The organism is Geobacter sp. AOG1, from assembly GCF_019972315.1.
In the GTDB taxonomy this organism is placed as follows: Bacteria; Desulfobacterota; Desulfuromonadia; order Geobacterales; family Geobacteraceae; genus Geomobilimonas.
This window is the reverse complement of sequence record NZ_BLIZ01000001.1, coordinates 3,097,366-3,123,926: the sequence shown is the minus strand read 5'-3', so window position 1 is coordinate 3,123,926 and position 26,561 is coordinate 3,097,366. Positions and strand designations below refer to the sequence as shown.

Sequence of the window (26,561 nt, the reverse complement as noted above, 5' to 3'; positions counted from 1 at the left end):
CACTTTACCTATTTGAATGGAGGGAGAGGCAATGCTCGACGTCAATGAAATCATGAAGATTCTTCCCCATCGCTATCCCTTTCTGCTCGTAGACCGCATTGTGGAAATGGAAGCGGGCAAACGTATCGTCGGCATCAAAAATGTCACCTGTAACGAGCCCTTTTTCCCGGGACACTTTCCCGGGCACCCGGTCATGCCAGGGGTGCTCATCATCGAGGCGATGGCTCAGGTGGCCGGGATACTTGCCTATCTCTCCTCGGACGACAGCATTCGTTCCAAGGTGACCTATTTTGTCGGGATCGACAATGCAAAATTCCGCAAGCCGGTTGTCCCCGGAGACCAGTTGCGTCTCGAACTGGAGGCGGTTGGCTGCAAACGGGGTATCTGGACATTCACCGGCCGGGCGTTCGTGGCGGACAAACTTGTGGCCGAAAGTGGACTGAAAGCGACGTTTGCCGATAAGTAACGGGCGATCGCTGACGAATTTCTAGACTGAAAGGAGAGACCAGTGCCAAAGGATAAGATAGCTGTCATTACGGGTGCTTCCCGCGGAATAGGGAAAAGTATCGCCTTTTCTCTTGCTGCTGCAGGTGCTACGATTGTGGCCGTTGACCTCGACCAGGCGGCAACCGAAGCGGTTGTCGAGGAACTGAAGGGAATGGGGGTCAAAGCCCTGGCGGTTGTGGGTAACGTAACCGTGGCCGACGATGCGGACCGGATGATATCCGCTGCGGTGGAGGCGTTCGGCCGTGTCGATATTCTGGTCAACAATGCCGGCATAACGCGCGACGGTCTCCTCCTGCGGATGAAGGATGAAGACTGGGACGCGGTACTTTCCGTCAACCTCAAGGGAGCGTTCCTCTGCACCCGCGCAGCATCCAAGGTTATGGCCAAGCAGCGCTACGGCCGGATCGTCAACATCGCGTCGGTCGTCGGACAGATGGGCAACGCCGGCCAGGCCAACTACTGCGCCAGCAAGGCAGGTCTCATCGGCCTTACCAAATCCAATGCCCGTGAACTGGCGAAGCGCAACGTCACGGTCAATGCCGTGGCCCCGGGCTTCATCGCCACGGCGATGACCGATGCCCTTCCGGAGAAGGTGCGGGACGAACTGACCGCTCAGATTCCCCTGGAACGGCTCGGCACGGCAGAGGATATTGCAAACGCGGTAACATTCCTTACGTCAGAGGCTTCTGGATATATTACCGGCCATGTTTTGTCGGTAAACGGCGGCATGTACATGTAAAAAAATATCATTTGCAATTTCCCTGTTTCATGTTATGTAGCTACATTGCTTAGTCATTGAAACCTGAAAAGGTAAACACAAACAACGGAGGTAGAAAGAATGTCAACGATTGACAAAAGAGTAAAAGAGATCGTAGCCGAACAGCTCGGCGTTGATGAGGCTCAGGTGACCAACGAAGCTTCCTTCATGGATGATCTGGGTGCCGATTCCCTCGACACTGTTGAGCTTGTCATGGCCCTTGAAGAAGAGTTCGATATCGAAATCTCCGATGAAGACGCCGAGAAGATCCAGTCCGTTCAGGACGCCGTCGACTATATTACCGACCATACCTGATTGATACCGGAGGGGAAGACATATCTTCCCCTTTTCTCTTTGGAAAGGTGTCATCCATTTTGAACCGATGTTGATGTCGAGGAGAATGCGTTTATGAGAAGAGTTGTAGTGACCGGGGTCGGCGTTGTATCCCCGTTGGGATGCGGTAACAGGAAGAACTGGGATTCACTCGTTGCCGGCAAGTCGGGGATTGCCCAAATTACCAGGTTTGACGCCACCGACATGCCGGTCCGGATTGCCGGTGAAGTCAAGGATTTCAATCCAGAGGATTACATCGACAAGAAAGAGATCAAGAAGATGGATCTCTTCATCCAGTATTCCCTGGGCGCCGCCCATTATGCCATGGAAGATGCCGGACTCGTCATCGACGAAAGCAACGCGGAGCGTGTGGGGGTACTGGTGGGCGCCGGTCTTGGTGGTCTCCCTACCATCGAGAAGTACCATACCGCGCTGCTGGAAGGTGGCTACAAGAAGATTTCGCCGTTTTTCATTCCGATGCTGATCATCAACCTTGCTCCGGGGCATATCTCTATCAAGTACGGTGCCAAGGGACCCAATATATCATCGGTGTCCGCCTGCGCGACGGCAACCCATTCCATCGGCGATGCCTACCATATTATCCGGCGGGGAGACGCGGATGCCATGATCGCCGGCGGTACGGAATCAACCGTTACCCCGCTGGGAATCGGCGGTTTTGCGGTCATGAAGGCGCTGTCCACCAATAATGACAATCCAGAGGCAGCATCACGTCCCTTCGACAAGAACCGCGACGGCTTCGTCCTGAGTGAAGGGGCGGGCATTGTCGTTCTTGAAGAATACGAATCCGCAAAAAAACGGGGTGCGAAAATTTATGCCGAGGTCGTCGGCTACGGTCTTACCGGTGACGCCTATCACCTCACTGCTCCGGCACCGGGAGGGGAGGGGGCTGCACGCTGCATGTCCATGGCCCTCAAAAACGCCGGGCTTAACCCGACGGATGTGGATTACATTAACGCCCACGGCACCTCCACGCCGATGAACGACCTTTACGAATCCATGGCTATTAACACGGTGTTCGGCGACCACACGAAGAAGCTCATGGTTTCGTCCACCAAGTCGATGACCGGGCATGCCCTCGGTGCCGCCGGTGGCATGGAGGCTGTTTTCACTCTCATGGCGATGGAGAAGGGGGTCGTTCCTCCAACCATCAACTACAACGAGCCTGACCCCGAATGTAACCTCGACTACGTACCGAACACGGCGCGGGATGCCAAGGTCAGCTGTGCCATGAGCAACAACTTCGGTTTCGGCGGCACCAACGCCACATTACTCTTTAAGAAAGTGTAGGGGGAAGTGATGATTGCGTTGGGAAGTGATCACGGGGGTCTTGAGCTCAAGGAGTCCATAAAGGAACTTCTCCGTGAGCGCGGTGTTGCCGTGGTCGATTGCGGTACCGATAACGGCAATTCAGTGGATTACCCCGATTTCGGCGAAAAGGTGGCGCGTAAGATATCTTCCGGAGAGGTGGAGAAGGGAATCCTTTTCTGCGGCACCGGTATAGGGATGTCCATCGTCGCCAACAAATATCCGCGGGTGCGGGCCGCCCTCGTTACCGATGCTTTCATGGCCCAGATGGCGAAGGAGCACAACAACGCCAACATCCTGGTGCTCGGCGGACGTGTGCTTGATGCTGACAAGGCGCGGAGCATGGTGTCCATCTGGCTCGACGCCACCTTCGAAGGTGGACGACACCAGGGACGCCTCGACAAGATTACTGCCCTGGAGCGGGACCTGTACAAATAACATTGCCGGTTACACCGTAATGCCGACGGGACTTGCAAGGTCCCGTTTCCTTTTTTCAAAACCTTCAAGGAGCGACCGTATGTCTTTTCTGGAATCGTTTGACCCGGATGTGGCCCGTGCCATCCGGCTTGAAACCGAGCGGCAGGAATATAATCTGGAGTTGATTGCCTCGGAGAATTTCGTTTCCGAAGCGGTCATGGAGGCCCAGGGTTCGGTGCTCACCAATAAGTATGCCGAAGGATATCCGGGCAAGCGCTACTACGGCGGCTGCCACCATGTGGACATCGTCGAAAACCTGGCCATAGAGCGGGCGAAGGAACTGTTCGGCGCGGACCATGCCAACGTGCAGCCTCACTCCGGCTCCCAGGCCAACATGGCGGTCTATTTTACCGCGCTCAAGCCGGGAGACACCATCCTCGGGATGAATCTTTCCCATGGCGGCCATCTCACCCATGGCAGCCCGGTGAATTTCTCGGGACGCTTCTTCAATGTGGTCCCCTATGGTGTTTCCCCGGAGACCCAGACTATCGATTATGATGAGGTGGAGCGGCTTGCGGTGGAGCACAAGCCGAAGATGATCGTGGTGGGGGCGAGCGCCTATCCGCGTATTCTTGATTTTGCTGCTTTCCGCAGGATTGCCGACAAAGTAGGCGCCGTGGTGATGGTAGACATGGCTCACATCGCCGGGCTTGTCGCTGCCGGTCTCCATCCGAGCCCCGTACCCTTTGCCGAATTCGTTACGACCACCACCCACAAGACCCTGCGTGGCCCCCGCGGTGGTATGATTCTCTGTAGGGAAGAGTTCGCCAAGTCCCTCAACTCCAATATCTTCCCCGGTATCCAGGGGGGGCCGCTCATGCACGTGATCGCTGCCAAGGCGGTGGCCTTCAAGGAGGCCCTTGCCCCCGAATTCAAGACCTACCAGCAGCAGATTGTCAAGAACGCCCAGTCACTTGCGACGGGGCTCATGGCGCGTGGATTCAAGCTGGTTTCCGGCGGTACGGACAACCATCTTATGCTGATGGACCTTTCCGGCACCGAACTGACCGGCAAGGTGGCCGAGGAGGCACTCGACCGGGCGGGAATCACCGTGAACAAGAACACCGTGCCGTTTGAGACTCGCTCCCCCTTCGTCACCTCCGGCATCCGGATCGGTACCCCGGCAGCGACAAGCCACGGGCTCAAGGAGAAGGAGATGGAAGAGGTGGCCAGCTGTATTGCCGATGTCCTTGCCAATGTGGCGGACGAGACTAAACTGGCGGAGGTCAAGGGACGGGTTAACGCGCTCATGCGGCGCTTTCCGCTCTACGCCAACCGACTCCAGTAAGCGATTTTCTCCTATGAAACAAAAAAAGGGACAACATGCGTTGTCCCTTTTTTTTGTTGTCGCGCTAGGTAGGACTGGTTCAGGAATCCTGCCGTTCGAGGATTGTCGCGCTGTGGCGGAATTCGTCGCTGAACTCTTCCGGGGCTTTGTAATTATACGCAAGAATGTTTTTGAGCCGGGAGAAGGAGCGTGGGTCGGTGCGAGTGTACTCCATGCCGATTCCCTGTTCCGTCCGCCAGACGACGGCTCCCTCAAGGTGAATGACAAGGGGGGATGCCCTGCCGATGAAGTGGACGGTGATATCCGCCGTTTTGCAGGTGGGGAGGGGGGTGTCGGACCGGAAATACAGCCCTTTGAAACTGAGGTTTTCCACGGAACCCTGTAACTCCTTGCCGTTGCAGGAGAGGTCTGCCTCAGCGCAATAACTCAGTCGTTTGAAACGGCGCTTTTCCATAACTACTCCATTCTGCGAAGAAAATCTTTTGGTAAAGTATATCTCGTTTTGTCCCGTGGTCCAGTCGTGCCAATTATTCCCAGAATTATACGTGGTTTCTCAGCATCAACTCGGCAGGGTGGGGGGTAAGGTATATCTGCTCCCTCAGGTAGGGTTGGTTGTATTTGGTCACGTAGTGAGTGAGGAGGGTCAAGGGGACGATGAGTGGTACGAGATGATTGTGGTATCGGGTGATGGTCTCCACCAACTCTGCTTTTTCGGCCGACGTCAAAACCTTCTTGAAATACCCCATGATATGGTGGAGCACGTTGGTCTGTTTGCTGACGGTGGCATGGAGGGCCATGGCCTCCATGAGGAGGTGCCGGTAGCGTTCGAGCAGTTGGTCCAGCGGTATCTCCGTGCCATGGGCGACCAATGCCCCCATTTCCCGGTAATGGCTGGGGCTGTGGGCCATGACGAGGAGTTTGTGGGACGTATGGAACGCGACCAGTGCGCCGACACTTTTCTCTCCCCGCAGGAAATCCTTCCAGCGGCGCAGGGTGAAGACCCGCTCGATGAAGTTCTCCCGGATGAGCGGGTCGTTGAGGCGCCCTTCCTCTTCCACCGGGAGGAGGGGGAAATGGCGGACCACCGCGGCGGCAAACAGTCCGCTGCCGCTTTTTGCAGGTATCCCCTGGTTGTAGACCTTGACCCGGAACAGGCCGGAGCTGGGGGAATCCTTTTTGAAGATAAAACCGCAGAGGTCTTCGCCTTCCAGTTCCACTACCTTCTTCCTGCAGAAATCGAGCATCTGGCAGGTCTTGTCGATACCGGTCCGATTGGTCACCAGGCGGGGGCTGGCGGGGTCCCCTTCGAGGCGCATCGCCTCACGCGGGATCGGCATGCCGCACTCAACTTCAGGGCAGACCGGCACGAACTGGAAAAACCGGCCGAGGGTATCGGTTAGATACCGGTCATGCTTGTGTCCACCGTCGTAGCGGACTTTTTCCCCCAGCAGGCAGGAACTGACACCAATCCTTATCTGACTCGTCACGACTCCCCCTTGAAATGCGCCGGCAAATAGTCCGTCGTCTCAATCGTCACGCTGATAGCGCCGGATATACTCACGCACATCGAACTTTCTCGCGCACCCAGCCGCGTTCATGTAACGAATTTTCCCGAAAACAGGGCGGTTGCCCCATGCCCGATCATGGACCCCGCCGATGCTCCAGGCGATTCCCGCGTAGCCGTTGGGGTCGCGGCCGTCCAACTGGTACCTGTCGTTCAGGTAGATTGCGGTTGCCATGGCGTCTTCCGGAGTCGGCGTCCACTCCAGAATTTTTTTTGCCCAGTACATACGCAGGTAGCCGTGCATCTTTCCGGTCGTAACCATTTCCCGCTGGGCCGCGTTCCAGAGCGGATCGTGGGTGGCGGCCGTCGTGAACTGCTCCCTCGAATAGACATACTCGCGCCGGTCGTGGCGGTGTTCATCGTGGGATCGCACTCCCCAGGCCGGGAATCCCTGCACGCTGTCATAAAAGGGGTTGTACAGACAGAAATTGTCCGACAACTCCCGCCGCACGATCAACTCCTCCAGAAAGGCCTGGGCAGAGGGGGAATGGGGGTGATGACGGCGCACCTCCAACGCCACCCGCTGGGGGGCCAACTGACCGAAGTGCAGATAAGGTGAAAGCCCCGACTGGCCGTCCACGCAAGGGTCATTGCGCCGACTGTCGTAGCTGGCGAGACCATGGGCGATGAATGTTGCCAGCCGTTCGTGCCCCTCCGCTTCTCCCGGTGGGAGCCAGGCTACTTCAGGCACCGTGTGATCAACGGCGAGTGCTTTCAGGACAGGTTCGATCGAAAATGTGTCTGTGGGGGATGCCCAGGGAATGGGATGGCGAATCGGAGTTGGGAACTCATGGAGAAAATCGGGGAGCAGTCGCTGGATTTTGGGGCGGATGGTGTAGGCGCCGAACTCCTGTTTTGCCGATGCCAGCCGACATGGCACGATATTGTGGGTATCCACCTCAATAACAGCCACTTCGAGCCGTCGGGCGACCTCTTCCCGCCAGGCACGCTTGATGCGCAGGGGGTCAAAATCGGTCACCACCGCCCCGATGTGGTGGAGCTGGGTAAAGCGGCAGATTTCGTCTGCCGGCTCGCCGTGGAGAAGCTGGAAGGGGATGCTCAGATCGGCGAGGCGACGGGCTGTTTGCACCAATCCCCTCAGCATGAAGGCGTACTGGCGAAGCGTTGCGCCGAGAAATGCCGGCGCCAGCGTGAAAACCACGGTCAGGGGCACCCTTCGTTCCAGCGCCAGGGCCTGGGCATGGACAAGCGCCCAGTTGTCGGCCACCCGCTGGTCGCGGCTCATCCAGTAGACGACCGGACCCGCGGCAACGGGGGCATCGTTCAGGGAGTATATACGCTGGGGCATCATGGCAGTTACGATAACGGCCTCACTGGTTTACGGGACGTCCCCGTCCCCTTGACGACAGACGCAGCTCAATCCCGGAATTTTGCATGGCAGGCTGCGCATATCTCCTCAGCCTTTTTGAACGCGGTTTTTGCCGCCGCAATATCTCCCTTTTTTGCCAGATCTACCGTGGCGGTTACCGTTTCCTCCAAGGTTGCTGCAAGTTTCACGAATTTTTTCCGCTGCTTGACATTCTTGTGCGGTTTCGATTTTTTCAGATCGGGAATCGCTGCCTTAATCTTTCCTGCTTCCGTCTCAACGACAGCAACGTCACCATTCTCCAAGGCAGCCTCCAGCCTGGCTGAGGTCACGGAAAACATGGGCATCATGGCATGCATTTTCTGCATCTGCGTATCGGTTGCTGCGGTTTTGCCATGCTTACCCGTGCCATGAGCGAACGCCAACCCTGATAGTGCTGACATCTCCACCACAAGGCAGGTTATGGCAATTGTGTATCGGTTTATCATTGTCTCTCCTCGATTATTATTGCTCAATGCTCTTTAACTTCCAAGAGCCAGACATTATCCCCTTCCGCCAGCCTCCCCAGCTTATCAACCACCTTCCAGCGTACCCTGATCGGCATATGTTCCCTGAACTGCAAAGGGTCTTTCGGCTTGAGCACGGCCGCCATGTCGAAGACCGAGTGATACAGGTCGCCGGCAAATGGTTGCCCATCCTTTGCAAGAAGTTTCAACTCCTTGACTTCTACCGGCCGGTCGAAGAAGGCATTAACGTCTTCAATCTCCTTGGCCCCCTTGCCCCGCATGGCGGTGACGCTCAGGAGCCGTGGTGGTGATGGCTGCCGCACGGCACGGTCATCGACATTCTTTACCAAGGTGTTCAGCGTACTTTCCTTACCGATCACCTGAATCCGAATATCCTTGACCCCCTTGAATTGACGTAAGGTCAAGGCCAGTGCATGTGCCGCTGTGGCATCAGCCATTTCCAACTCCTTGCTGAAATTGACGATTACAGTCCCCTGTTCTTCGGAGATTGCCATCAGACGGATCCCGCCAGGGAATGGAACAAATTCTCCCTGGTAACTACCGATGTCCATGCCCGCCAGGAGCCGCTCGATGGCCACTTTTTTGATGCTGCCTTCGTCGAAGGTAAAGAACGGAAACGGTACTACTTTGCCCGGCTCACGTGCAGAAGGGAAGTAGATGACGAAGGCATATGCCGTCCCCTTGTCAACCGACGGCGCACCACCGAAATATTTCTCATAGGCAGCAGTTGCAATCACCTTCCCTGACCCTGGTGCCGGAGAGGATGTCTCCTTGGTTTTGCAGCCAGCCATGCCTGCAACGGCAAAACTCAAAAGCAGTATCGCAACGATTTTTCTCATCAGACACTCCAGACACACATCGGGGGCAGTTCCATCCCGTGAACTGCCCCCGTATGTCAAAACTAACGATAATAAAGGGACTTCAGTAATTCATTGGATTCTTCCAGTTTCTTTTCAAGGATATTCAACTGATCGCGAGTGTGAGCGTTTGCCCCCTTTTCGCTGATTTCGGCCCGTAACTTCTTGATCCGGTCCTGAATAGTGTCAACGTCCAGAGCACAGTTTTTCAGGAGCATCTCGCACTCCCTCGCACACTGTTCATCCATGGTCTGCTGGGCTGCGCCATGCTGGTGGGCTTCCTCAGCCAGGACCGGTGTCGCTGCCGCGAAGAGTGATACTGCTATGAGAATTGCCAGGTTCTTTTTCATTACTTACAATCTCCTTTGGCTGACGGGACTTCCTATTTTACCGTGTACCAGAATTTGGCGCTGCGCACCTTGCCGTCCTTCAACTGGAATCTGCACATCACACCGTATTTCCCTTTTTGTGACAGGTCAAAATCGGCGCCGAAGTGCCCCTGCATCCCCATCAACTCCTTGGTCACATCCTTCTTGTCCGGTCCCTGCACTTTCACCTTGACCTCACCTTCTGTCAGGGGCTTGCCGCTCTTGACATCCTTGAACTCGACATGGATGTGGTGGGTCTCCTTCATCTCCTTGGGCATCTCCATCTTCATCCCCTTCATGGCGTCTGCCATGGGTTGGATGATGAAGGTCGCCTTGACGCCATCAACGACTTCCTCGTGGGCTACGTTCGCTTGATGGCTGCCATGCCCCATATCCATGGAACCATGGTCCATGGCAAAGGATGCCATGGGGGCTGCAAGGGCAAAGAGCGCTGCGATAAGTACCGTCATTTTTTTCATTGTGTTCAGTCTCCTTTTGTTGTGATGCGTTCTGTTTGAGATTGTAGCATACAGCATGCCACCTTGTAACAATCCGTAAATGCTACCTATTTGCTACACATTTGCCACAACAACCATGCTTTTATGTTGAATAATCCACACTATGCGTAGGATATTCTTCTCTCAGTGTTTCATCCCGGAATAGTGCAGCCGCCCCTTCTTCAAGTCCCGCTTCTTCATCAATACAAAGATTACCGGCGTCATGATGAGCACATGAACAGCCGACGAGATCATCCCACCTATCATGGGTGCGGCAATCGGTTTCATCACGTCGGCGCCGGTGCCGCTCGACCACATGATCGGCACCAGGCCAAGCAGGGCCACCGCCACGGTCATCAGTTTGGGGCGCAACCTGAGCACCGCTCCCTCGAAGGTGGCGTCGTAGATGTCCTGCTCGGTGCAGGGGCCGTTGATCAGCTTCTTGTCCAGCGCCTCGTGCAGGTAGATGACCATCACCACCCCGGTCTCCACGGCGATGCCGTAGAGGGCAATGAAACCGACCCAGACCGCCACCGACATGTTATATCCCAGTGCCGCCACCAGGTAGACTCCACCTACCAGGGCGAAGGGGACGGAGAGCATGACCATGCTCGCTTCCAGGGCCGAATGGAAGGTGAAATAGAGGAGGATGAAGATGATGAGCATCCCCGCCGGCACCAGCATCTGCAGCCGCGCCTTGGCGCGCACCTGGTTCTCCCACTGCCCTGACCAGGCCACATAGTAGCCGGGGGGGAGTTTTAACTGCTTCTCCAGCACCTGCTTGGCCTCGGTGACGAAACCCCCCATATCCCGGCCGCGCACGTTGAGAAAGACCAGCGAGCGCAGGAGCCCTCCTTCGCTGCTGATCTCCGGCGCTCCGGTGGTTATCTTCAGCTTCGTCACCAGGGAGAGCGGCACCTGGGCGCCATCCATTCCCGACACCAGGATGCGGCGGATGGCCGGGATGCTGTCCCGGTAGTCCCGCAGGTAACGAATCCGGATTGGGAACCGATTGCGTCCTTCCACGGTGGTGGAGAGCATTTCGCCCCCCAGGGAGGTCTCGATAACGTCCTGGATATCTCCCACGCTGACGCCATAGCGGGCGGCCGCCTCCCGGTCGATGTCGATGTCGATGTAGTTGCCGCCGGTGACCCGCTCCGCCACCACGTCGGCGGCGCCATTGATCGGCTTGAGAATGGCCTCGGCCTGGACTGCCAGGTCTTTGAGCACATTCAGGTCGCTCCCGAAGATCTTGACCCCGAGATCAGTGCGCACCCCGGTGGAGAGCATGTTGATCCGGTTGATGATCGGCTGGGTCCAGCCGTTACGCACCCCTGGTATCTGCAGCTTCGAGTCCAGCTCGGCGACGATGTCCGCCTTTTTGATCCCCGGCCGCCACTGATCCTTAGGCTTCAGTATGATGATGCTCTCGAACATGGAGACCGGCGCCGGGTCGGTGGAAGTCTCGGCCCGACCCACCTTGCCCAGCACATGTTCTACTTCGGGGACGCTCTTGATGATGGTGTCCTGCACTTGGATCAGCCGCTTCGCCTCGGTGATGGAGACGTTGGGGAGCGTCACCGGCATGTAGAGGAGCGACCCCTCATCCAGGGGAGGCATGAACTCGCTCCCCAGATGCATGAACAAAGGCACGGCGATGGCCAGGGCGACGATGTTGAGAGCGATGGTGGTCTTTTTCCATACCAGCACCCAGCGGATGACCGGTGAATAGAGCCTGATGAAGAAGGATGAGACGGGGTTGGCACTCTCCGGTGGCATCTTCCCCCTCATGAAGTAGTACATCAACACCGGCACCAGCGTGATGGCGATCATGGCCGATCCCATCATGGAGAAGGTCTTGGTGAAGGCAAGCGGGTGGAACATCTTTCCTTCCTGCCCCTCCAGGAGAAAGACCGGCACGAAGGAGAGCACGATGATGGCCAAGGAGAAGAAGATGGCACGCCCCACCTGTCTAGCGCTGGCGATGATAACCTCCAACCGCTTTTCGGCCCGCTCTTCGGGTGGCATCTCGGAGAGGTGGCGATAGCAGTTTTCCACCATGATGACGCCGGCGTCCACCAGCACGCCGATGGCTATGGCGATCCCCCCCAGGGACATGATATTGGAGGTGACCCCCATCAGCTTCATGGTAATGAAGGCGATCAGCACCGAGATTGGCAAGGTCAGCACGATCACCAGGGCGCTCTGGAAATGGAGCAGAAAGACCAGGATTACCAGCGAGACGACGACCGATTCCTCAAGTAGATTATGTTTCAGGGTATCGATGGCCCTTTCGATCAGGTCGGAACGGTCGTAGGAGACCATGATCTTGACCCCGGGAGGGAGACCCTTTTCAAGTTCCTTGATCTTGACCTTGACCCGGTCGATGACATCCTTGGCATTCTCGCCGTAGCGCATTACCACGATGCCGCCGACTGCCTCACCCTCGCCGTTCATGTCGAGCATGCCACGCCGGATCGCACCACCCATCTGCACGGTCCCCAGGTTCTTGACGTAAATGGGGGTCCCGCGCATATCGGCACCGACCACGATGTTCTCCAGGTCGGCCGTGGATTTGACGTACCCCTGGCCGCGAATCAGGTATTCGGCATCGGCCTGCTCGATCAGCTTCCCCCCCACATCCTTGTTGGAGGCCTTGACCGCCTCCATGACCTTCCCCACCTTGATGTTGTAGGCAAAGAGCTTGTTCGGATCGAGATCAATCTGGTATTCGCGCACCAGACCGCCGATGGAAGCCACCTCGGCAACCCCCTGGACGGTGTTGAGCTGGTAGCGGACAAACCAGTCCTGCAAGGTCCGGAGTTGCTCCAGGTCATACCCCTTCCCCTCGATGGTATACCAGAAGACATGGCCGACACCTGTCCCGTCCGGGCCGAGGGTTGGGACCACGCCGGCGGGGAGGAGGGAAGCGGCGTAATTCAGGCGTTCCAGCACCCGGGTCCGAGCCCAGTAGATATCCGCCTTGTCCTCGAAGATCACGTAGATCATGGAGAAGCCGAAGGCGGACGATGCCCTGACCGCCTTGACCTGGGGGAGTCCCTGGAGGTTCACCGCCAGGGGATAGGTGACCTGGTCCTCCACCACCTGGGGCGAACGGCCGGGGTAGTCGGTAAAGACGATCACCTGGTTATCCGACAGGTCCGGGATGGCATCCACCGGCGTCTTGTAGGCAGACCAGACACCCCAGGCGATGATCAGCCCGAAGATCATCAGGACGATGACCCGGTTGCGGGCGGAATATTCGATAATTTTTTCTATCACGGGAAAACTCCGGGACTCGGGACCCTGAACCCGGGACCGGTAGAAAGCCTGAATGCTTTTCCTGGTACCTGGTCCCCGATCACTGGTCCCCGTTTAGTTACATCTTCATGTCATCCATCTTCATCCCGCTACCCTTCTTCTCCGGCGCCGGTTTTGCGGGAGATTGAGGAGCGCTGGGCGACGCAGGTTTCTTGTCATCCATCTTCATGCCGGGCATGTTTTCGTGACCGCCGCCACCGCCTTTCAGCTGCGATTCGGAGTCGATCAGGTAACCGCCGGACACCGCCACCTTGTCACCCGGTTTTATGCCGGAGAGTATTTGGACCTTGTCGTCGGTCTGCTGTCCGACCTGGACATCACGCGGTTCGAACATGCCGGGAGAACTCTCCACCCAGACCACCCTGCGCTTGCCGGTGTCCATGACCGCGGTAACCGGGACGACGATTGCCGAACCGAGCGGCACCTTGATGATGGCGTTGACGAACATGTCCGGTTTCAGCTGCATGCCGGGGTTGGGCATCTCCACCCGGGCCTTGACGGTCCTGGTTTTGGGGTCGAGGAAGGGGTAGATGAACGCGACCCGGCCGGTGAAGGGTTTGCCGGGAAAGGACTGGGAACGGATTTCCACCTTCTGCCCGATGTGGATATTGGGGAACTCGTTCTCGTAGACCTCCACTTCCACCCAGACCGTGGAGAGGTCGGCGATGTTGAACAGGGGGTCACCCGTGTTGACGTACTGTCCCTGCTGTACCATCTTTTCGATGACGACGCCGGAGAGCGGCGTGTAGATGGGGAGCTTGATGTTCGGCTTGCCTGCTTTTTCCAGTTCGGCGATCTGGCTCTCCTTTACGCCGAAGAGCATCAGCCGCTGTTTTGCCGACGCCACCAGCCCGTCGCCATTCTGGGAAATGGAAGGGATAGGGGAGTTTTTCAGCTGGTCACGGCTCTTGATGGCCAGCAGGTACTCCTGCTGGGTAGCCAGCAGGTCGGGGGAGTAGACTTCGGCCACCGGTTTGTTCTTGGACACGAAAGCGCCGACGGTGTTGACGTTCAGTTTGTCGATGCGGCCGGCGATCCAGGCGGTGACCTTGGCCTGACGGGACTGGTCAAACTGGACGATACCGACGGCATTAATCTCCTTGTTGAGCGCCTGCTGCTTGGCCTCCACGGTTGCCACGTTGGCCATCACCCGCTGGGTAGGGGAGAGGGAGACATGGCCGAGCATCTCGGCCTGTTGCTTCTGCTCGGGAGTCTGGGCTGTGCCGTCAGCGGCGCCATCGATCTTCTTGATCAGTTCCATGCCGCAGATCGGGCAGGTCCCCGGTTTGTCCTTGATGATGAACGGGTGCATGGAGCAGGTATAGAGCTGCTTCCCCTGGGCCGCCTTGTGCTCGGTTGCCGGGCCGGCATGCTTCTTCTGCCACAGGAACCAGCCCCCTCCCGCTGCCGATGCCAGGATGATTACCACCAGGGGGATTGCGATCTTCTTGTTCAGGGCCATGGTCGTACCTCGAAATCGTAAGTTTAGTGATGTTGGGAATGCTCCGGCGCCGGCGAGGTTACAGGCGGTTCAACAGGAGCGGTTGGAGGTTGCGGGACTGCTGGTGTCGAGGCCAATTCCACCCCGACCGTTGCTTCGAGTTGCGCCAGTTTCATCATGTACTCAGACTGCGATTCGTACAACTCCCGCTCGTAGTTGAACAGGTTTACCCGCCCGTCGAGGAGGGTCAGGAAGTCCACCTTGTTGACCCGGTAGCCGATGACGGCAGACTCCAGGGATTGCTCTGCCTGGGGGATGATGCCGCTTTTGTACAGTTCCACCAGTTTTTGACGGCGTTCCATCTGGGCAAGGGTATCGTTGATGGAATACCTGATGCTGTTCTTGAGCCCGTTCAGTTCTTCCGTTGCCATGCTCGTCTCGGAGGTGGACTCGGCCAGCATGGCCCGGCGGCGTTCCTGCTGAAAGGGGAGGTTGAAGGTCAGGCCGACGGTAAACATGTTGTAGCCCGGGTCGCTCACCATGTCGGTGGCTATCCTCTCCCGGAACATGTACTCGAAGGAGAGGTTGAAATCGGGATAGAATTCTTTCTGGGCCAAACGGTGGGATGCCTTCCCCTTTTCGGTCTGCATGATGAGGCTTTTTACCTGGGGGCGCTTTTCAAAGGCGGTCTCGTTCAGTTGTTCGGCGGTGAGCGAAAGCTGTGGCAGGGTGAAATCGGCAATGGTTCCGACCGGCGTATTTCCCGGACGATAGAGGAGGTAGTTCAGGTTGGCTTCCAGGCTCTTTCGCTGTTGCTTGAGGGTAATCTGCATGTCGAGCATTTTGGACCTTTCCAGGCCGGCCTTGTAGATGTCCTGCTGCACCCCCTGGCCAACCGAGTACTTCGTCTCTGCAATGGTCACAAAATCGTCGATGATTTTCAGGTTTTTCCCGATGATCTCCTGCGCTTTGTCCACGGCCCAGAGCTGGTAGTAGGTTTCCTTGACCATGCGGGTCAATTCGAGTTTGCGCTCCTCAACGGCCCATTTATAAGCCTCCCCCTCGTACTGGGCGACCTCCTCCCTGAGCGCACGCTTCCCCCAGAAGGGTATCTGCTGGGAGATGCCGATCACCTTTGCGGACTGGGGGTCCTTGTTGAAAACAAAGGGCTCGCGGGCCAGCATGTTCTGTAGCTTGAACATGAACATCGGGTCTTCCAGGGCCGATGCCTGCTTCGCCTTGTTGGCATACATCTGCCAACGGGACTGGGAAGACTTCAGTTCCGGGTTGTTGGCGAGGGCGGAGGCCACGAGGTTGGCGAGATTTTCCGGTGGAGGGGCGTCTGCGGCATGGGTGAAGCTCACATTCAGCGCAATGATGGAGGCGATGACAAACTGACCGACGCTCATTTTCATGATGACCTCAATATCTGGCATAATTACGTGTGTTAAATCACATGATGTGCCGCTTATATATCATAGTGAATATACTGTGTTATAAGGCAAAGTCCAGAAATCTCAGGCCAGATTCACGATAGCTTTATGTGACCATTCACCATGCCATCCTTCAAGTGGATGGTACGATCCGCGTAGGCTCCATTCTCAGGGTTATGCGTTACCATGACAACGGTCTGGCCGGCGTCGTTCAGTTCACGGAAGAGCGCCATGACCTCTTCGCTGGTCTTTGAATCCAGGTTCCCGGTCGGCTCATCCGCCAGGAGGATATGGGGATTGTTGACGATGGCCCGGGCGATGGCCACCCGTTCCTGTTCACCACCCGAGAGTTGATTGGGCAAACGATCCAGCTTTGCACCGAGACCGACACGCTCCAAGGCGGTACGCGCTGCAGTTCTCTTGGCCAGCGTACTCATCTTGACAATGGCCAACGGCAGCATGACGTTCTCGATGGCGGTCAGATATTGGATCAGATGGAAGGACTGGAAGACAAAACCCAGGTTCTGCGCCCGGAAATCGGCCAGTTTCTCGCCGGGCAGTTGATACAGTTTTACACCGGCCATCTCGACCTCGCCCGTGGTGGGGTGGTTCATTCCGCCGAGTACGGAGAGGAGGGTGCTTTTCCCGGATCCGGACTGTCCCATGATCGTGATGAATTCACCGACTTCGATGGTTATGTCCACGCCGCGCAGTGCCTCGACGACATCATCACCGCTGTAATACTGCTTCTTCACGTTATTGATTTCAATGAGTGCCATGATTGTCTCCAGAATCTATAACCCAACTAACAAAATGCTGTTTCACGCAACGACGCGACGACGCAACGTTTACAACCATGAATTTAAAGGGTTTGCTTAAAAGCCTTTCGTTGCGACGTTGCGTCGTTGCGTGAGTAATGCCTTGAGGAACTTGTTCTCATCCTTAAAGCGCCCGCAAAGCTTCGGTTGGATCCATCTTAGATGCGTGCAGCGCTGGGTAAAGGCTCGCCAGGAGTCCCAGTGCCACAGCAAGCCCGATAGAACCAAAGGCCACGGTCGTATCCCAGACAAGGTGGGCATTCTTGCTCTCAGCCATGAGCGGCAATGCCAGTTTCGCTCCACCCATACCGATCGCATACCCCAGAAAGCCGGCCAGCAGGCTGACCAGGGCAGCTTCCAGCATGATGATCCGCATGATATGGGACTTGCGGAAACCGATGGCCCGGAAGACGCCGATCTCGGTGGTCCGCTCGTTGACACTCCCCATCATGGTGACGAAAACGATCAGGGATCCGATGAAGACCACCACGCTGGCCATGGCGTAGGAGAAGCGTTTGAACTGGTCCAGCGCCTTGAGACGTCCTTCCACCACCTGTTGGATAGCCGATACCTTGGCGTCGGGTATTTTCTCGGCGATCTGGGTCACCATGTCGCCGATGGGACAGCCGGAGCAGAGGGCTGCCACTTCGGCCAGGGTGATCTTTCCTTCCTTGCCGAGCAACTTCTGGGCCTTTGACAACGATGCAAATACCAGCGAGTCATCCTGTGAGCCCGTCTGGTCAAGCACACCGGCTACGGTGAAGCTCTCTCCCTTGACGGTCAGGCTGTCACCTGGAGAAACGTTCAGCACCTTGGCGGCATCGGAGCCGAGGAGCAGATCGTGATCACTCTTCGGCTCGGTGCCGAAGACCTTCCACCACTGCTTCATCTTCAGTTCGCTCTCGAAATGGACTCCAACCAACAGCACATCGTGATTGTTGACGGATATTCCTCCCAGCACCTTGGGGCTGACCGCCGAAATGTTCTTGTGATTGGCGATAGTCTTGATCTTTGCCAGATCCTCTTCTCGGATCTCGCGCTGGTCGAAGGTCACGCCACCCAGGCTGATGCCGCCGTAGTTCATGGCCAGGCCGTTGCTTTGGGGGGTGATGAGGATATTGGCACCGAACTCGTCCATCTTCCGCTCGATGTCGCTGGACATGGAGCGGGTCAGGGTCACCAGGGTTACGATAGTGGCGATTCCCACCATCAGGCCGATGGTCAGAAAGGCCATCTTGGCCTTGCGGCGCTTCAGGTTATTGATGGAAATGGTGTGCAGTTGCATCAGAAGTATCTCGCTCCGCCCTTGAGGTCATTTACTGAAATAGAAATGGTGCTACCGTTCAGTTGATGGGGAAGGTACCCGGGATTGCAGCCACCGGTAGCGTTGGGACCGAGGCGATTGATGGCGAACTTCTGGTTGCAGTTCTTGCAATTCATCTTGTCTCCCTGCTGTTCGTAACCTTTCTTGGACTTATAGCAGGAATCGCAGGCGTCGAAGGCGGTCTTGTAGTTACCGTCGGCCGTCTTGACCGCGAAAAAGGTGATCTCCTTGCCACTATCCTCTAATTTATAGAATCTGGCCTTGCCGTCGGCCAGCTTGGCAACGGGTATCGTTGCGACACCGCCATTCGTCGTGACCTTTTCATACTTGCCCAGAGAGAAGGCCGATACGCTTATGGCTCCAATCAGTAATGCCCCGATAACAACCGTTGTCCACACCACATGCTTTGTCCGAATTCCCGACATCTCGATCTCCTTTTAGTTCTGTTGTTGTGTGCCGCATCCACCCTTCGTACCGCATCCACCGCATCCCGTTGAAGGCGACGCACTCTTGCCGATCGCCCTGCCAGTGACCTGCCTGTATTCTTCCGGGGTCAGGACAGCATACACATTGCTGCCAAATCCGGTTTCACTGACCTTTTGCGCAAGTTTTTCCGGCTGCACCGTCTTCGTGTCATAGCCAACGATGACCCAGCCACCGTCAACATCCACTTCGGTTACGGCAACACCTTTCTCGCGTTCGAGCGCTTTGGTTATCTTGCGTGAGCAACTGCTGCAGGTCATGCCGGTCGTCTTCAGGACTGCGACGGAGTCTGCCGTTGCGCCGATTCTGACGTGGAAGGCGAGGACTACCAGCAGGGTGACGACCATGATTATAAGAAGCGTGGTACCTATGTTTTTTGCGCGCATATTCAACCTCCTTGCCTTGCCACGTTCTCTTATCAAGTGTCATGCCAAACCACATACACCACTACAATCCCTTGAATTTATGGAAATAATCCTTGGAAGACGAATCGGTGAAGTGCTGAAACAGGGGAATATTCTCCGGCCTGTGTAGAATTTTCTACAGAAAGGGGCGTTGCGCATGTGAAGGGTAGGGGTGCCGCGGGGAGAGTGGACTAAAAAACCGCCCATCAACTTCACTTGATGGGCGGTTTCTAAAATTTCACCTGTTTCTTCGGGAGCTCGGCTACCTGACAGTAAGAAATCCATCCTTGTTACAAGATGGTATGCTCTCTTTTAACGGGTCCGTCAGCTTTGTGCGCTTGGAATTTCTTCCAAGTTTACCGTTTCGGAAACAGGCTAGTATAACTGTAACGCGACAAGAACTATTGTCAAGCGCAGTCTGAAATTTTTTCAAGAGCGGATGTCAGTCGGCATCTTACGCATGGCAATATACAAGACAAACAGGCAAAATCGGTAAAACAAAAAAGGTTAGCGAATTTTTCGCTAACCCCATGTTTTTTCTGGTGGGCGATACTGGGTTCGAACCAGTGACCCCTGCCGTGTGAAGGCAGTGCTCTCCCGCTGAGCTAATCGCCCGAAACTTTCTATTGAATAACAAAAGGCAGATCGTCTGTCAAGCAGGAAAGCGCCAGCAAGCCGCTCGACGCTGCTTTTCAGCGGTATTAAAAAATCGTTATACCGAGCTGAATAGACCTTGACAGCAAAACGGCCCGGTTGTTATAGTCAACACCGCTTTTTATTCCTGATAAAATGGGAGTCTGTTTTGACGAGAGCGGTTCAGGTGCAGCATGAAGGGGAGATCGCACTGGTCAGGCTGAATCGGCCCGAAGCGGCTAATTGTCTGAGCGGTGCCATGATACAGGGACTTCTGGAAACCTTTCGCAAACTCAAGGACGATCGGGAAGTCAAGGGTGTCATCATCACCGGATGCGGAAAATCCTTCTGCGCAGGTGGTGACATCGGGGAGATGGCCGCCATGAGTCCCATGGCGGCGGTAGAGTTCGCTGAGCTCGGACAGAAGTTGATGTTTGCCATCGAGCGAGTTGGCAAACCGGTCCTGGCGGTGGTGAACGGCCATGCTCTTGGTGGAGGGCTGGAACTCGCCCTGGCTTGCGATTTCATCGTGGCGTCCACAGCTGCGGTTTTTGCTGCTCCAGAAATCCGGCTCGGGATCATCCCCGGTTTCGGCGGCACCCAGCGCCTGGCCCGCCTCGTGGGGAAGGCGAAAGCAAAGGAGCTCATCTTCACCGGTGACAGCATTTCCGCAACCGAGGCCCATGTCATCGGTCTCGTCAACAGGATGTACGAACCTGACCATCTGATTACCCGGTCCCTGGAGCTCATGCAGACCATCTGCAGCCGCGGTCCCCTCTCCCTGCGCATGGGGAAGGAGATTATCGATGCAGGTTACGACATCGATCTGGCCAATGCGTGCATGATGGAGCGGGATGCCTTTGCCCTCTGCTTTTCCACCGAGGATCAGAAGGAAGGAATGGGGGCGTTCCTGGAGAAACGGCCGGCCAAATTCCCCGGCCGCTGAAAGGAAGAACCATGAAGCTTAAGCAGGGGCATATTCAGGTTTATACGGGGGACTGCAAGGGGAAGACGACTGCCGCCCTCGGCCTGGCTCTCAGGGCTGTCGGGCGGGAAATGATGGTCTGCATGATCCAGTTCATGAAGGGGGGAGGGCCCTACGGCGAACACCTGGCTGCCCAGCGGCTCGCCCCGTACCTGACAATCATTCCGACCGGCAGGGCAGGGTGGGTGGACCACGACAATCCCGACCCGGAGGACCGACGTCTGGCCCAAGAGGCATTGGAGATGGCACGGCAAGCTCTGACCGGCGGCAAGTACGACCTTGTCATCCTCGACGAGGTCAATGGTGCCGTCTCTTTTGGTTTGCTTGAGACGGAACAGGTACTGGAGCTCATGGGGCAGAAACCGACGGACGTGGAACTGGTCCTGACCGGGCGCAATGCCGATCCCCGCGTCATCGAAGTCGCCGACCTGGTAACGGAGATGCGGGAGATCAAGCACTATTACAAAACCGGCGTACGTGCCCGGATCGGTATCGAAAAGTAGAGGCGTTTCGTCACGGCATCCCCGGCTTTGCCGGAGAGGGCTTTCCTGAAAAGCCTTACGACTACAGATTTCTATCAACCTTATCAAAAGGAGAATGTCATGGCTGAGAGAAAATTACGGGTACTGGTGGGGAAGCCGGGACTAGATGGGCACGACCGGGGGGCAAAGATCATAGCCCGCGCTTTCCGCGATGCCGGTTTCGAGGTTATCTACACCGGGCTGCACCAGACCCCCGAGCAGATCGTGGCGGCTGCCATCCAGGAAGACGTCGACTGCGTGGGGCTCTCCATCCTCTCCGGCGCTCACAACACGCTGCTCCCCCGGGTGTGCGAACTGTTCCGGGAAAAGCAGGCTGCTGACATCACCCTCTTCTGCGGCGGGGTTATTCCAGACGACGACATCCCTGGCCTGAAAGCAGCCGGCATGAAGGAGGTCTTCACCCCAGGGACGTCCACTGAAGACATCGTCAAATGGGTGAAGGATAACGTCCAGCCCCACGCCTGAGGAGACAATGCCCTACAAGAAGCTCCACATCGAGATTCGCGACCGGGTTGGCTACATTCTCATGCAATCCGGCAGTCGTTTCAACAAACTCTCCATTACGACCCTGCGGGAACTGAAGCGGGCCTTTGGCGAACTGGAAGTCAACCCGGCGGTGACGGTCATTGTCCTCAGTGGCTATCCCGGCGAATCCTTTGCCGTCGGGGCGGACATTGCCCAGATGCGGGATTTCGGACCTGCCGAAGGATTCGCCTTCGCTGAGTTGGGCCAGTCCCTGTTTGCCCAGATGGAGGAGTGCGGGAAGCCGATCATCGGCGCCCTCAATGGTATCACCATGGGGGGAGGGTGCGATCTTGCCATGGCCTGCGACATCCGGCTCGGTAGTGATGCGCTCCTCTTCGCTCATCCCGGCGCCAAGCTCGGCATCATTACCGGTTTCTGCGGCACCCAGAAACTGCCGCGACTGGTGGGAAAGAACTTCGCCCGGGAGATATTCATGACGTCCGAGTCCTATACGGCTGCCGACGGGCTCAGGATGGGGTTCCTTAACCGTCTCTTTCCCGCGGTAAGCTTCTGGGATGACGTGGTCGCATTCGCCGGACGGATAGCGGCCCATCCTGCCGAACCGCTCCTCTATGGCAAGAAGATCGTCAACGCCAGCGAGGACGTGGAACTGAAGAGCGGCTGCGTCATGGAGCTGGGCGCCTTTTCGTCGCTCTTCGCCACGGAGGCCCGGGCGGAAAAGATGCAGTCATTCCTGAACAGAAAGAAGAATCATGGCACTCGCTGAAAAGATCCTGACGGGGGACATCCGGGCCGCGGCGCGCCTCATGCGCGACATCGACGACGGCTTCCGGAGCGCCGTTGATGAGTTGAAAACCCTCTATCCCCATACAGGCAAGGCCTATATCATCGGCATCACTGGCCCGCCCGGTGCCGGCAAATCGACCCTGGTGGACCAGATCACGGCCGCCTACCGGCAACGTGGCAAGACGGTGGGGATTGTGGCCATCGACCCGACCAGCCCCTTCACCGGTGGTGCCATTCTGGGAGACCGGATCAGGATGAACCGTCATGCAGACGACCCCGGTGTCTTCATCCGCAGCCTTGCCACCCGTGGTCACCTGGGGGGACTTTCCCGCTCCACGGGGGACGTGGTTAACGTCCTCGATGCCATGGGGATGGACGTGGTCATCGTCGAAACAGTCGGTGTGGGGCAGGACGAAATCGATATCGTCAGCATGGCCCATACCACGACGGTGGTGATGGTCCCCGGTCTTGGCGACGATATCCAGGCCATCAAGGCGGGAATACTGGAGATAGGCGACGTGTTCGTGGTCAACAAGGCCGACCGGGACGAAGCGGACCGCACCGTCCGGGAACTCGTCACCATGCTGGAGATGAATCCCGACAGGGGGAAGGGGTGGCAGCCCCGCGTCCTCAAGACCGAAGCGAGCCGCAACCGGGGGGTCGAAGAACTGGTGGACGAATTCGAATCACACCGCACCTATCTCCACGATTCCGGGGCCATCCATCGCCTCCTCGAAGAGAAGAACGCCAAGCAGTTCATGGAGATACTGCGAGAGCGGCTCTTCAATGAAGTATATGGCCACATCGAGGTAAACGGCCGGTTCCGCGAGATCATTGCCGGTATGATGACCAGGGAGAAGGACCCTTACAGCGCCGTGGAAGAGATCGTGGCGGAGCGGCTCCGATTAGGCCGCTGACCCTTTTCCTTGCCCTGCTGGCAGAAAAATGGTACGTTAATGAAGCAATTTGGGGCACACGCCCCATTTGTTTTTTTAGCTGACGGGGAAGAGTACCATGCTGCGCAAAGCCATCTACATCCTGCTGCTCATCTCATTTGTCGCCATTGTCGTCTACAAGCCCAACGCCACGTCCGAGCCGACGGCCAGCCCGCTTGACCCCGCCAAGGAGGATTTAAGCAGGGTCGACTATCCGAGTCAGGCGAAGGTAGAATGGGAACCCCGCTTCATCCGCCCCCAGGACACCATCGAATCGTTGTTCGGCAAGGACTGGCCGCTGGTGGCACGTTTCAACAGAATCGACCGTCGCCATGTCTATCCCGGTATGACCATCAAGGTCCCGAAACAGATGGACGATATCCGCGATTATACCCCCCTGCCGCGCTTTTACGAGCCTGCCCGGCGGCAGGGCAAGTACATCCTCATCGACCTGACCGAACAGTGGCTTGGAGCCTATGAACAGGGGAAGTTGAAGTTCTCCATGCCGGCCGCTACGGGAAGCGATACCCACAAAACCCCCACCGGACTGTTCCGAGTCGATGCCCGCCATCGGAATCACACCTCCTCACTCTACAAGACCGAAGACGAGAGTGAGCAATATCCCATGGACAATGCCATTCGTTTCCATATCGGCCCCGATAACGTATCCTACTGGATTCATGCCCGTGACCTGCCGGGACGTCCCGGTTCCCACGGCTGTATAGGGGTATACGATGAGGCTATGCAGAAGCGGGTTTACGACATTCCCGCTCAACCGGTCCTGCTCGATTCCGAAAAACTTTACAACTGGGCTGTCGGAGAGGCGGACTACGAGGAGGACACCGGTGAACTGGAGGAGCTTGAGGATGGGGTGGTCGTGGAAGTTATTGGCGACAATCCCCGCATCCACGGGAAGTCGCTCTTTTCCCTGTTTACGGGCAACTAACAACAGATGAGGAGAAATTTCATGGAAACATCGAGAAGGATTGTTCTTGCCGTGCAGATAGCGGCGTTGGCGATGTTGGTTTTTACCCAGGTGGCTTTGGGGGCAACAGCTGGCGATAAACCCGACGCGGTCCTGAAAAAAGCGTTCCCCCAACTGAAATACGACAGTATCGAGCCGACCGATGTCAGTGGCCTGTATGAGGTCGTGGTGGGGCAGAACATCGTCTACTTTTATCCCGAAAAGGAATATCTCTTCGTGGGGGACATCTATGCTCCTCCGGGAAAGAGTCTCACCGCCGAAAAGCGGGGAGCGCTGGCCGCCAAGCTGGTGCAGACCCTTCCCCTCGACAAGGCGGTCAAGGTAGGTAACGGCAAGAAGGTAGTGATTGAATTTACCGATCCCGACTGTCCCTTCTGCAAGAAAGTCTCCGAGTTCTTCAAGGATCGGACCGACGTCACCCGGTATGTCTACTTCACTCCACTGGCCCATCCCCAGGCGATCACCAAGGTGTACTACATCCTTGCCGCCGCGGACAAGGAAAAGGCCTACAAGGAGATGATGCTCGGCACCAACCAGCCCAAGCCCCTGGACAATTACAGCGAGGCGATCAAGGCGCTGGCCCAGGAGCATCTGGCACTGGGGAAAAAGATGGGAGTTCAGGGGACGCCGACCATGTTCGTTGGCGGGAAGCAGGTGGTGGGGGCAGATACCCCCCAGCTGGAGCAGCTCTTGAAGTAATCTTGCTGTAGCAAGGAAATCCGTAACTCTTGGCAAAAACCCGCTTCAAAGGATAATTCTCTCCTGAAGCGGGTTTTTTCGCGTAATTACAGCCCGTACTTCCCCATCTTGTACCGTAGCGTTCCCCGTGGCACCTTGAGCAGCTGGGCCGTCTGGAGGACGTTGCCGCCGGTCTGCTCAAGGGCCTGGCGGATCAGGGCACTTTCGTAACGTTCCGTTGCTTCTTCCAGTCCAAGTACCAGCTCCGTTGCCCATTGTTGGGTGGTCAGCATGTCCTGGCCGTTCTGCTGGGTGAGTTCGTGGGGAAGGTGGTCGGGCTTCAGGCAGGGGCCACTGTGCATGATGCAGATCCGCTCGATGGCGTTCTTTAGTTCGCGGATATTCCCTGGCCAGTCGTATCTCCGCATCAGATCAAGGGCAGCTGGCTCAATCTCCTGGAATCCGCGGGAAAAGGTCCGGTTGAACTGCTCCAGGTAGAAGGTAGCAAGGACCGGTATGTCCTCTCGCCTTTCCCTGAGTGGCGGAATGCGGATGGGGAAGACGTTCAGCCGGTAGTAGAGGTCTTCCCTGAACCCCCCCTCTTTGATGGACTTTTTCAGGTTGCGGTTGGTTGCGGCGATAACCCGTACATCGATGTCGATGTTGCGTGTGCCGCCGACCCTTCGTATCCTGCGCTCTTCCAGCACCCGCAACAGCTTGGCCTGCATGGCCGGGTCCATCTCACCCACCTCGTCCAGAAAGATTGTCCCCTTGCTCGCCTCTTCGAACAGGCCGAGTTTGCGCTGGACGGCATCGGTAAACGCCCCTTTTTCATGGCCGAACAGCTCGCTCTCCAGAAGGTTTACCGGAATGGACGCGCAGTTGATTTCAATGAATGGTGCCTCGCGCCGGTCCGACAGATGGTGGATCGCCTTTGCCACCAGTTCCTTGCCGGTTCCCGACTCGCCGGTGATGAGAACGGTGGAGGCGGGAAAACGGGCGATTTCCCGCACCTGCCGGTTGATCTCCAGTTGAGCGGGACTGGCCCCGACCATGGGGACCTTCTCGAACAGCTCCACGTCCCCCTTGCGCAGGTTTCGCACTTCCCGCTTCAAGCTCTGGGTCTGGAGCGCCAGCTTGACGATTACCCGCAGTGCATCGGCCTTGAATGGCTTTTTCATGTAGTGGAACGCCCCCAGTTTCAGGGCATCTACGGCGCTCTCCACCGAACCGAAGCCGGTGATGATGATGACGAGCAGTTCCGGATCGAACTGTTTCAGCTCCTTGAGGACCTCGATACCGTCCTCGGGCCCCAGGTTCAGGTCGAGGAGCACCAGATCCACATCCTCGTCGCCGACCTGTTCCAAGGCTTCCCGGCCACTGGCGGCACCCAGGACCGAGTAGCCGTCCTCCTGGAGAATCCTTTCCACATTCTCCCGGATGAAGGCCTCGTCGTCGATGATCAGTATCTTTTCCATG

At 56.9% G+C, this 26,561-nt stretch carries 28 protein-coding genes, 1 tRNA gene and 1 riboswitch; of the genes, 13 read left to right on the top strand and 16 right to left on the bottom strand.

What is annotated here, in order from left to right; all coding sequences use genetic code 11:
- Positions 1 to 16: 16 nt before the first annotated feature.
- The 6 genes from fabZ (at position 17) to glyA (ending at position 4,688) form a co-directional block, all read left to right on the top strand.
- On the top strand, positions 17 to 466 hold the full coding sequence (gene fabZ, locus LDN04_RS14235; protein WP_374045154.1) for a 3-hydroxyacyl-ACP dehydratase FabZ: 450 nt from the start codon (positions 17 to 19) through the stop codon (positions 464 to 466).
- 42 nt (positions 467 to 508) lie between these two features.
- On the top strand, positions 509 to 1,246 hold the full coding sequence (gene fabG / locus LDN04_RS14230; RefSeq protein WP_223911959.1) for a 3-oxoacyl-[acyl-carrier-protein] reductase: 738 nt from the start codon (positions 509 to 511) through the stop codon (positions 1,244 to 1,246).
- Between the two features lie 99 nt (positions 1,247 to 1,345).
- Entirely contained in the window at positions 1,346 to 1,579 is a 234-nt protein-coding gene (gene acpP, locus LDN04_RS14225; RefSeq protein WP_223911956.1) for an acyl carrier protein, read from the top strand.
- A 93-nt stretch (positions 1,580 to 1,672) separates the two neighbouring features.
- On the top strand, positions 1,673 to 2,905 hold the full coding sequence (gene fabF / locus LDN04_RS14220; RefSeq protein ID WP_223911953.1) for a beta-ketoacyl-ACP synthase II: 1,233 nt from the start codon (positions 1,673 to 1,675) through the stop codon (positions 2,903 to 2,905).
- Positions 2,906 to 2,914: 9 nt separating this feature from the next.
- On the top strand, positions 2,915 to 3,361 hold the full coding sequence (rpiB, locus tag LDN04_RS14215; RefSeq protein WP_223911950.1) for a ribose 5-phosphate isomerase B: 447 nt from the start codon (positions 2,915 to 2,917) through the stop codon (positions 3,359 to 3,361).
- Between the two features lie 79 nt (positions 3,362 to 3,440).
- A complete protein-coding gene (gene glyA, locus LDN04_RS14210) occupies positions 3,441 to 4,688 on the top strand; it encodes a serine hydroxymethyltransferase (RefSeq protein ID WP_223911947.1) in 1,248 nt (415 codons plus the stop codon).
- Between the two features lie 79 nt (positions 4,689 to 4,767).
- On the opposite strand, the gene LDN04_RS14205 is transcribed toward glyA, so the two are convergent.
- From LDN04_RS14205 to LDN04_RS14135, 15 genes are all read right to left on the bottom strand, one after another.
- Positions 4,768 to 5,142, bottom strand: coding sequence for a PilZ domain-containing protein (locus LDN04_RS14205; RefSeq protein WP_223911944.1), 375 nt, complete (start codon positions 5,140 to 5,142; stop codon positions 4,768 to 4,770).
- Between the two features lie 85 nt (positions 5,143 to 5,227).
- The gene (locus LDN04_RS14200; RefSeq protein WP_223911941.1) at positions 5,228 to 6,175 is read right to left on the bottom strand and encodes a DUF523 and DUF1722 domain-containing protein; all 948 of its coding nucleotides are present in this window, start codon (positions 6,173 to 6,175) and stop codon (positions 5,228 to 5,230) included.
- Positions 6,176 to 6,214: 39 nt separating this feature from the next.
- Positions 6,215 to 7,564: a deoxyribodipyrimidine photo-lyase gene (locus LDN04_RS14195; RefSeq protein WP_223911939.1), complete on the bottom strand. Its 1,350-nt coding sequence runs from the start codon at positions 7,562 to 7,564 to the stop codon at positions 6,215 to 6,217.
- Positions 7,565 to 7,629: 65 nt separating this feature from the next.
- Entirely contained in the window at positions 7,630 to 8,094 is a 465-nt protein-coding gene (locus tag LDN04_RS14190; protein WP_223911937.1) for a cytochrome c, read from the bottom strand.
- Positions 8,091 to 8,945: a GerMN domain-containing protein gene (locus LDN04_RS14185; protein ID WP_223911935.1), complete on the bottom strand. Its 855-nt coding sequence runs from the start codon at positions 8,943 to 8,945 to the stop codon at positions 8,091 to 8,093. Before LDN04_RS14185 ends, LDN04_RS14190 begins: the two co-directional genes overlap by 4 nt.
- A 62-nt stretch (positions 8,946 to 9,007) precedes the next feature.
- Positions 9,008 to 9,313: a hypothetical protein gene (locus tag LDN04_RS14180; protein WP_223911933.1), complete on the bottom strand. Its 306-nt coding sequence runs from the start codon at positions 9,311 to 9,313 to the stop codon at positions 9,008 to 9,010.
- Positions 9,314 to 9,345: 32 nt separating this feature from the next.
- Positions 9,346 to 9,810, bottom strand: a complete 465-nt coding sequence (locus LDN04_RS14175) for a hypothetical protein (protein WP_223911931.1) — start codon at positions 9,808 to 9,810, stop codon at positions 9,346 to 9,348.
- Between the two features lie 162 nt (positions 9,811 to 9,972).
- Positions 9,973 to 13,110 (bottom strand): efflux RND transporter permease subunit, encoded by a 3,138-nt coding sequence (locus tag LDN04_RS14170; protein WP_223911929.1) that lies wholly within the window; start codon positions 13,108 to 13,110, stop codon positions 9,973 to 9,975.
- Between the two features lie 97 nt (positions 13,111 to 13,207).
- Entirely contained in the window at positions 13,208 to 14,611 is a 1,404-nt protein-coding gene (locus tag LDN04_RS14165; protein ID WP_223911927.1) for an efflux RND transporter periplasmic adaptor subunit, read from the bottom strand.
- Positions 14,612 to 14,634: 23 nt separating this feature from the next.
- Complete coding sequence (locus tag LDN04_RS14160; protein WP_308464668.1) at positions 14,635 to 16,026, bottom strand: TolC family protein; 1,392 nt, start codon at positions 16,024 to 16,026, stop codon at positions 14,635 to 14,637.
- Positions 16,027 to 16,118: 92 nt separating this feature from the next.
- Complete coding sequence (locus LDN04_RS14155) at positions 16,119 to 16,802, bottom strand: ABC transporter ATP-binding protein (RefSeq protein WP_223911925.1); 684 nt, start codon at positions 16,800 to 16,802, stop codon at positions 16,119 to 16,121.
- Positions 16,803 to 16,965: 163 nt separating this feature from the next.
- Positions 16,966 to 18,126, bottom strand: a complete 1,161-nt coding sequence (locus tag LDN04_RS14150) for an FtsX-like permease family protein (protein WP_223911923.1) — start codon at positions 18,124 to 18,126, stop codon at positions 16,966 to 16,968.
- On the bottom strand, positions 18,126 to 18,590 hold the full coding sequence (locus LDN04_RS14145; RefSeq protein ID WP_223911921.1) for a DUF2318 domain-containing protein: 465 nt from the start codon (positions 18,588 to 18,590) through the stop codon (positions 18,126 to 18,128). The genes LDN04_RS14150 and LDN04_RS14145 overlap by 1 nt, the downstream gene beginning before the upstream one ends.
- Before the next feature lie 12 nt (positions 18,591 to 18,602).
- Positions 18,603 to 19,034 carry a heavy-metal-associated domain-containing protein gene (locus LDN04_RS14140; protein WP_223911919.1) on the bottom strand — a complete coding sequence of 144 codons (432 nt, stop codon included), beginning with the start codon at positions 19,032 to 19,034 and terminating at the stop codon, positions 18,603 to 18,605.
- Between the two features lie 267 nt (positions 19,035 to 19,301).
- Positions 19,302 to 19,423, bottom strand: a riboswitch (cyclic di-GMP riboswitch).
- 169 nt (positions 19,424 to 19,592) lie between these two features.
- A tRNA-Val gene (locus LDN04_RS14135) sits at positions 19,593 to 19,667 on the bottom strand.
- Between the two features lie 187 nt (positions 19,668 to 19,854).
- Between LDN04_RS14135 and LDN04_RS14130 the strand changes: the two genes are divergently transcribed.
- The 7 genes from LDN04_RS14130 to LDN04_RS14100 all read left to right on the top strand — a co-directional run bounded on the left by LDN04_RS14130 (position 19,855) and on the right by LDN04_RS14100 (position 25,103).
- Complete coding sequence (locus LDN04_RS14130; protein ID WP_223911917.1) at positions 19,855 to 20,631, top strand: enoyl-CoA hydratase/isomerase family protein; 777 nt, start codon at positions 19,855 to 19,857, stop codon at positions 20,629 to 20,631.
- Between the two features lie 11 nt (positions 20,632 to 20,642).
- Positions 20,643 to 21,173, top strand: coding sequence for a cob(I)yrinic acid a,c-diamide adenosyltransferase (locus LDN04_RS14125; RefSeq protein WP_223911915.1), 531 nt, complete (start codon positions 20,643 to 20,645; stop codon positions 21,171 to 21,173).
- Between the two features lie 99 nt (positions 21,174 to 21,272).
- Positions 21,273 to 21,677: a cobalamin B12-binding domain-containing protein gene (locus LDN04_RS14120; protein WP_223911913.1), complete on the top strand. Its 405-nt coding sequence runs from the start codon at positions 21,273 to 21,275 to the stop codon at positions 21,675 to 21,677.
- Between the two features lie 7 nt (positions 21,678 to 21,684).
- A complete protein-coding gene (locus LDN04_RS14115) occupies positions 21,685 to 22,464 on the top strand; it encodes an enoyl-CoA hydratase/isomerase family protein (protein WP_223911911.1) in 780 nt (259 codons plus the stop codon).
- Positions 22,451 to 23,401, top strand: coding sequence for a methylmalonyl Co-A mutase-associated GTPase MeaB (gene meaB, locus LDN04_RS14110; protein WP_223911908.1), 951 nt, complete (start codon positions 22,451 to 22,453; stop codon positions 23,399 to 23,401). The genes LDN04_RS14115 and meaB overlap by 14 nt, the downstream gene beginning before the upstream one ends.
- 97 nt (positions 23,402 to 23,498) lie before the next feature.
- Positions 23,499 to 24,365, top strand: coding sequence for a L,D-transpeptidase (locus LDN04_RS14105; RefSeq protein WP_223911905.1), 867 nt, complete (start codon positions 23,499 to 23,501; stop codon positions 24,363 to 24,365).
- Positions 24,366 to 24,386: 21 nt separating this feature from the next.
- On the top strand, positions 24,387 to 25,103 hold the full coding sequence (locus LDN04_RS14100; RefSeq protein WP_223911902.1) for a DsbC family protein: 717 nt from the start codon (positions 24,387 to 24,389) through the stop codon (positions 25,101 to 25,103).
- 86 nt (positions 25,104 to 25,189) lie between these two features.
- Here LDN04_RS14100 and LDN04_RS14095 read toward each other — a convergent pair whose 3' ends face one another.
- Complete coding sequence (locus LDN04_RS14095) at positions 25,190 to 26,560, bottom strand: sigma-54 dependent transcriptional regulator (RefSeq protein WP_223911899.1); 1,371 nt, start codon at positions 26,558 to 26,560, stop codon at positions 25,190 to 25,192.
- Position 26,561 lies beyond the last annotated feature (1 nt).

What these genes read in the sequence shown, in the direction of transcription:
- fabZ (WP_374045154.1), top strand. Translation starts at nt 17, where the DNA reads ATGGAGGGAGAGGCAATGCTCGACGTCAATGAAATCATGAAGATTCTT.
- acpP (WP_223911956.1), top strand. Translation starts at nt 1,346, where the DNA reads ATGTCAACGATTGACAAAAGAGTAAAAGAGATCGTAGCCGAACAGCTC.
- fabF (WP_223911953.1), top strand. Translation starts at nt 1,673, where the DNA reads ATGAGAAGAGTTGTAGTGACCGGGGTCGGCGTTGTATCCCCGTTGGGA.
- rpiB (WP_223911950.1), top strand. Translation starts at nt 2,915, where the DNA reads ATGATTGCGTTGGGAAGTGATCACGGGGGTCTTGAGCTCAAGGAGTCC.
- glyA (WP_223911947.1), top strand. Translation starts at nt 3,441, where the DNA reads ATGTCTTTTCTGGAATCGTTTGACCCGGATGTGGCCCGTGCCATCCGG.
- LDN04_RS14205 (WP_223911944.1), bottom strand. Translation starts at nt 5,142, where the DNA reads ATGGAAAAGCGCCGTTTCAAACGACTGAGTTATTGCGCTGAGGCAGAC.
- LDN04_RS14195 (WP_223911939.1), bottom strand. Translation starts at nt 7,564, where the DNA reads ATGATGCCCCAGCGTATATACTCCCTGAACGATGCCCCCGTTGCCGCG.
- LDN04_RS14185 (WP_223911935.1), bottom strand. Translation starts at nt 8,945, where the DNA reads ATGAGAAAAATCGTTGCGATACTGCTTTTGAGTTTTGCCGTTGCAGGC.
- LDN04_RS14180 (WP_223911933.1), bottom strand. Translation starts at nt 9,313, where the DNA reads ATGAAAAAGAACCTGGCAATTCTCATAGCAGTATCACTCTTCGCGGCA.
- LDN04_RS14175 (WP_223911931.1), bottom strand. Translation starts at nt 9,810, where the DNA reads ATGAAAAAAATGACGGTACTTATCGCAGCGCTCTTTGCCCTTGCAGCC.
- LDN04_RS14165 (WP_223911927.1), bottom strand. Translation starts at nt 14,611, where the DNA reads ATGGCCCTGAACAAGAAGATCGCAATCCCCCTGGTGGTAATCATCCTG.
- LDN04_RS14160 (WP_308464668.1), bottom strand. Translation starts at nt 16,026, where the DNA reads ATGCCAGATATTGAGGTCATCATGAAAATGAGCGTCGGTCAGTTTGTC.
- LDN04_RS14155 (WP_223911925.1), bottom strand. Translation starts at nt 16,802, where the DNA reads ATGGCACTCATTGAAATCAATAACGTGAAGAAGCAGTATTACAGCGGT.
- LDN04_RS14150 (WP_223911923.1), bottom strand. Translation starts at nt 18,126, where the DNA reads ATGCAACTGCACACCATTTCCATCAATAACCTGAAGCGCCGCAAGGCC.
- LDN04_RS14145 (WP_223911921.1), bottom strand. Translation starts at nt 18,590, where the DNA reads ATGTCGGGAATTCGGACAAAGCATGTGGTGTGGACAACGGTTGTTATC.
- LDN04_RS14140 (WP_223911919.1), bottom strand. Translation starts at nt 19,034, where the DNA reads ATGCGCGCAAAAAACATAGGTACCACGCTTCTTATAATCATGGTCGTC.
- LDN04_RS14125 (WP_223911915.1), top strand. Translation starts at nt 20,643, where the DNA reads ATGAAGCTTAAGCAGGGGCATATTCAGGTTTATACGGGGGACTGCAAG.
- LDN04_RS14120 (WP_223911913.1), top strand. Translation starts at nt 21,273, where the DNA reads ATGGCTGAGAGAAAATTACGGGTACTGGTGGGGAAGCCGGGACTAGAT.
- LDN04_RS14115 (WP_223911911.1), top strand. Translation starts at nt 21,685, where the DNA reads ATGCCCTACAAGAAGCTCCACATCGAGATTCGCGACCGGGTTGGCTAC.
- meaB (WP_223911908.1), top strand. Translation starts at nt 22,451, where the DNA reads ATGGCACTCGCTGAAAAGATCCTGACGGGGGACATCCGGGCCGCGGCG.
- LDN04_RS14105 (WP_223911905.1), top strand. Translation starts at nt 23,499, where the DNA reads ATGCTGCGCAAAGCCATCTACATCCTGCTGCTCATCTCATTTGTCGCC.
- LDN04_RS14100 (WP_223911902.1), top strand. Translation starts at nt 24,387, where the DNA reads ATGGAAACATCGAGAAGGATTGTTCTTGCCGTGCAGATAGCGGCGTTG.
- LDN04_RS14095 (WP_223911899.1), bottom strand. Translation starts at nt 26,560, where the DNA reads ATGGAAAAGATACTGATCATCGACGACGAGGCCTTCATCCGGGAGAAT.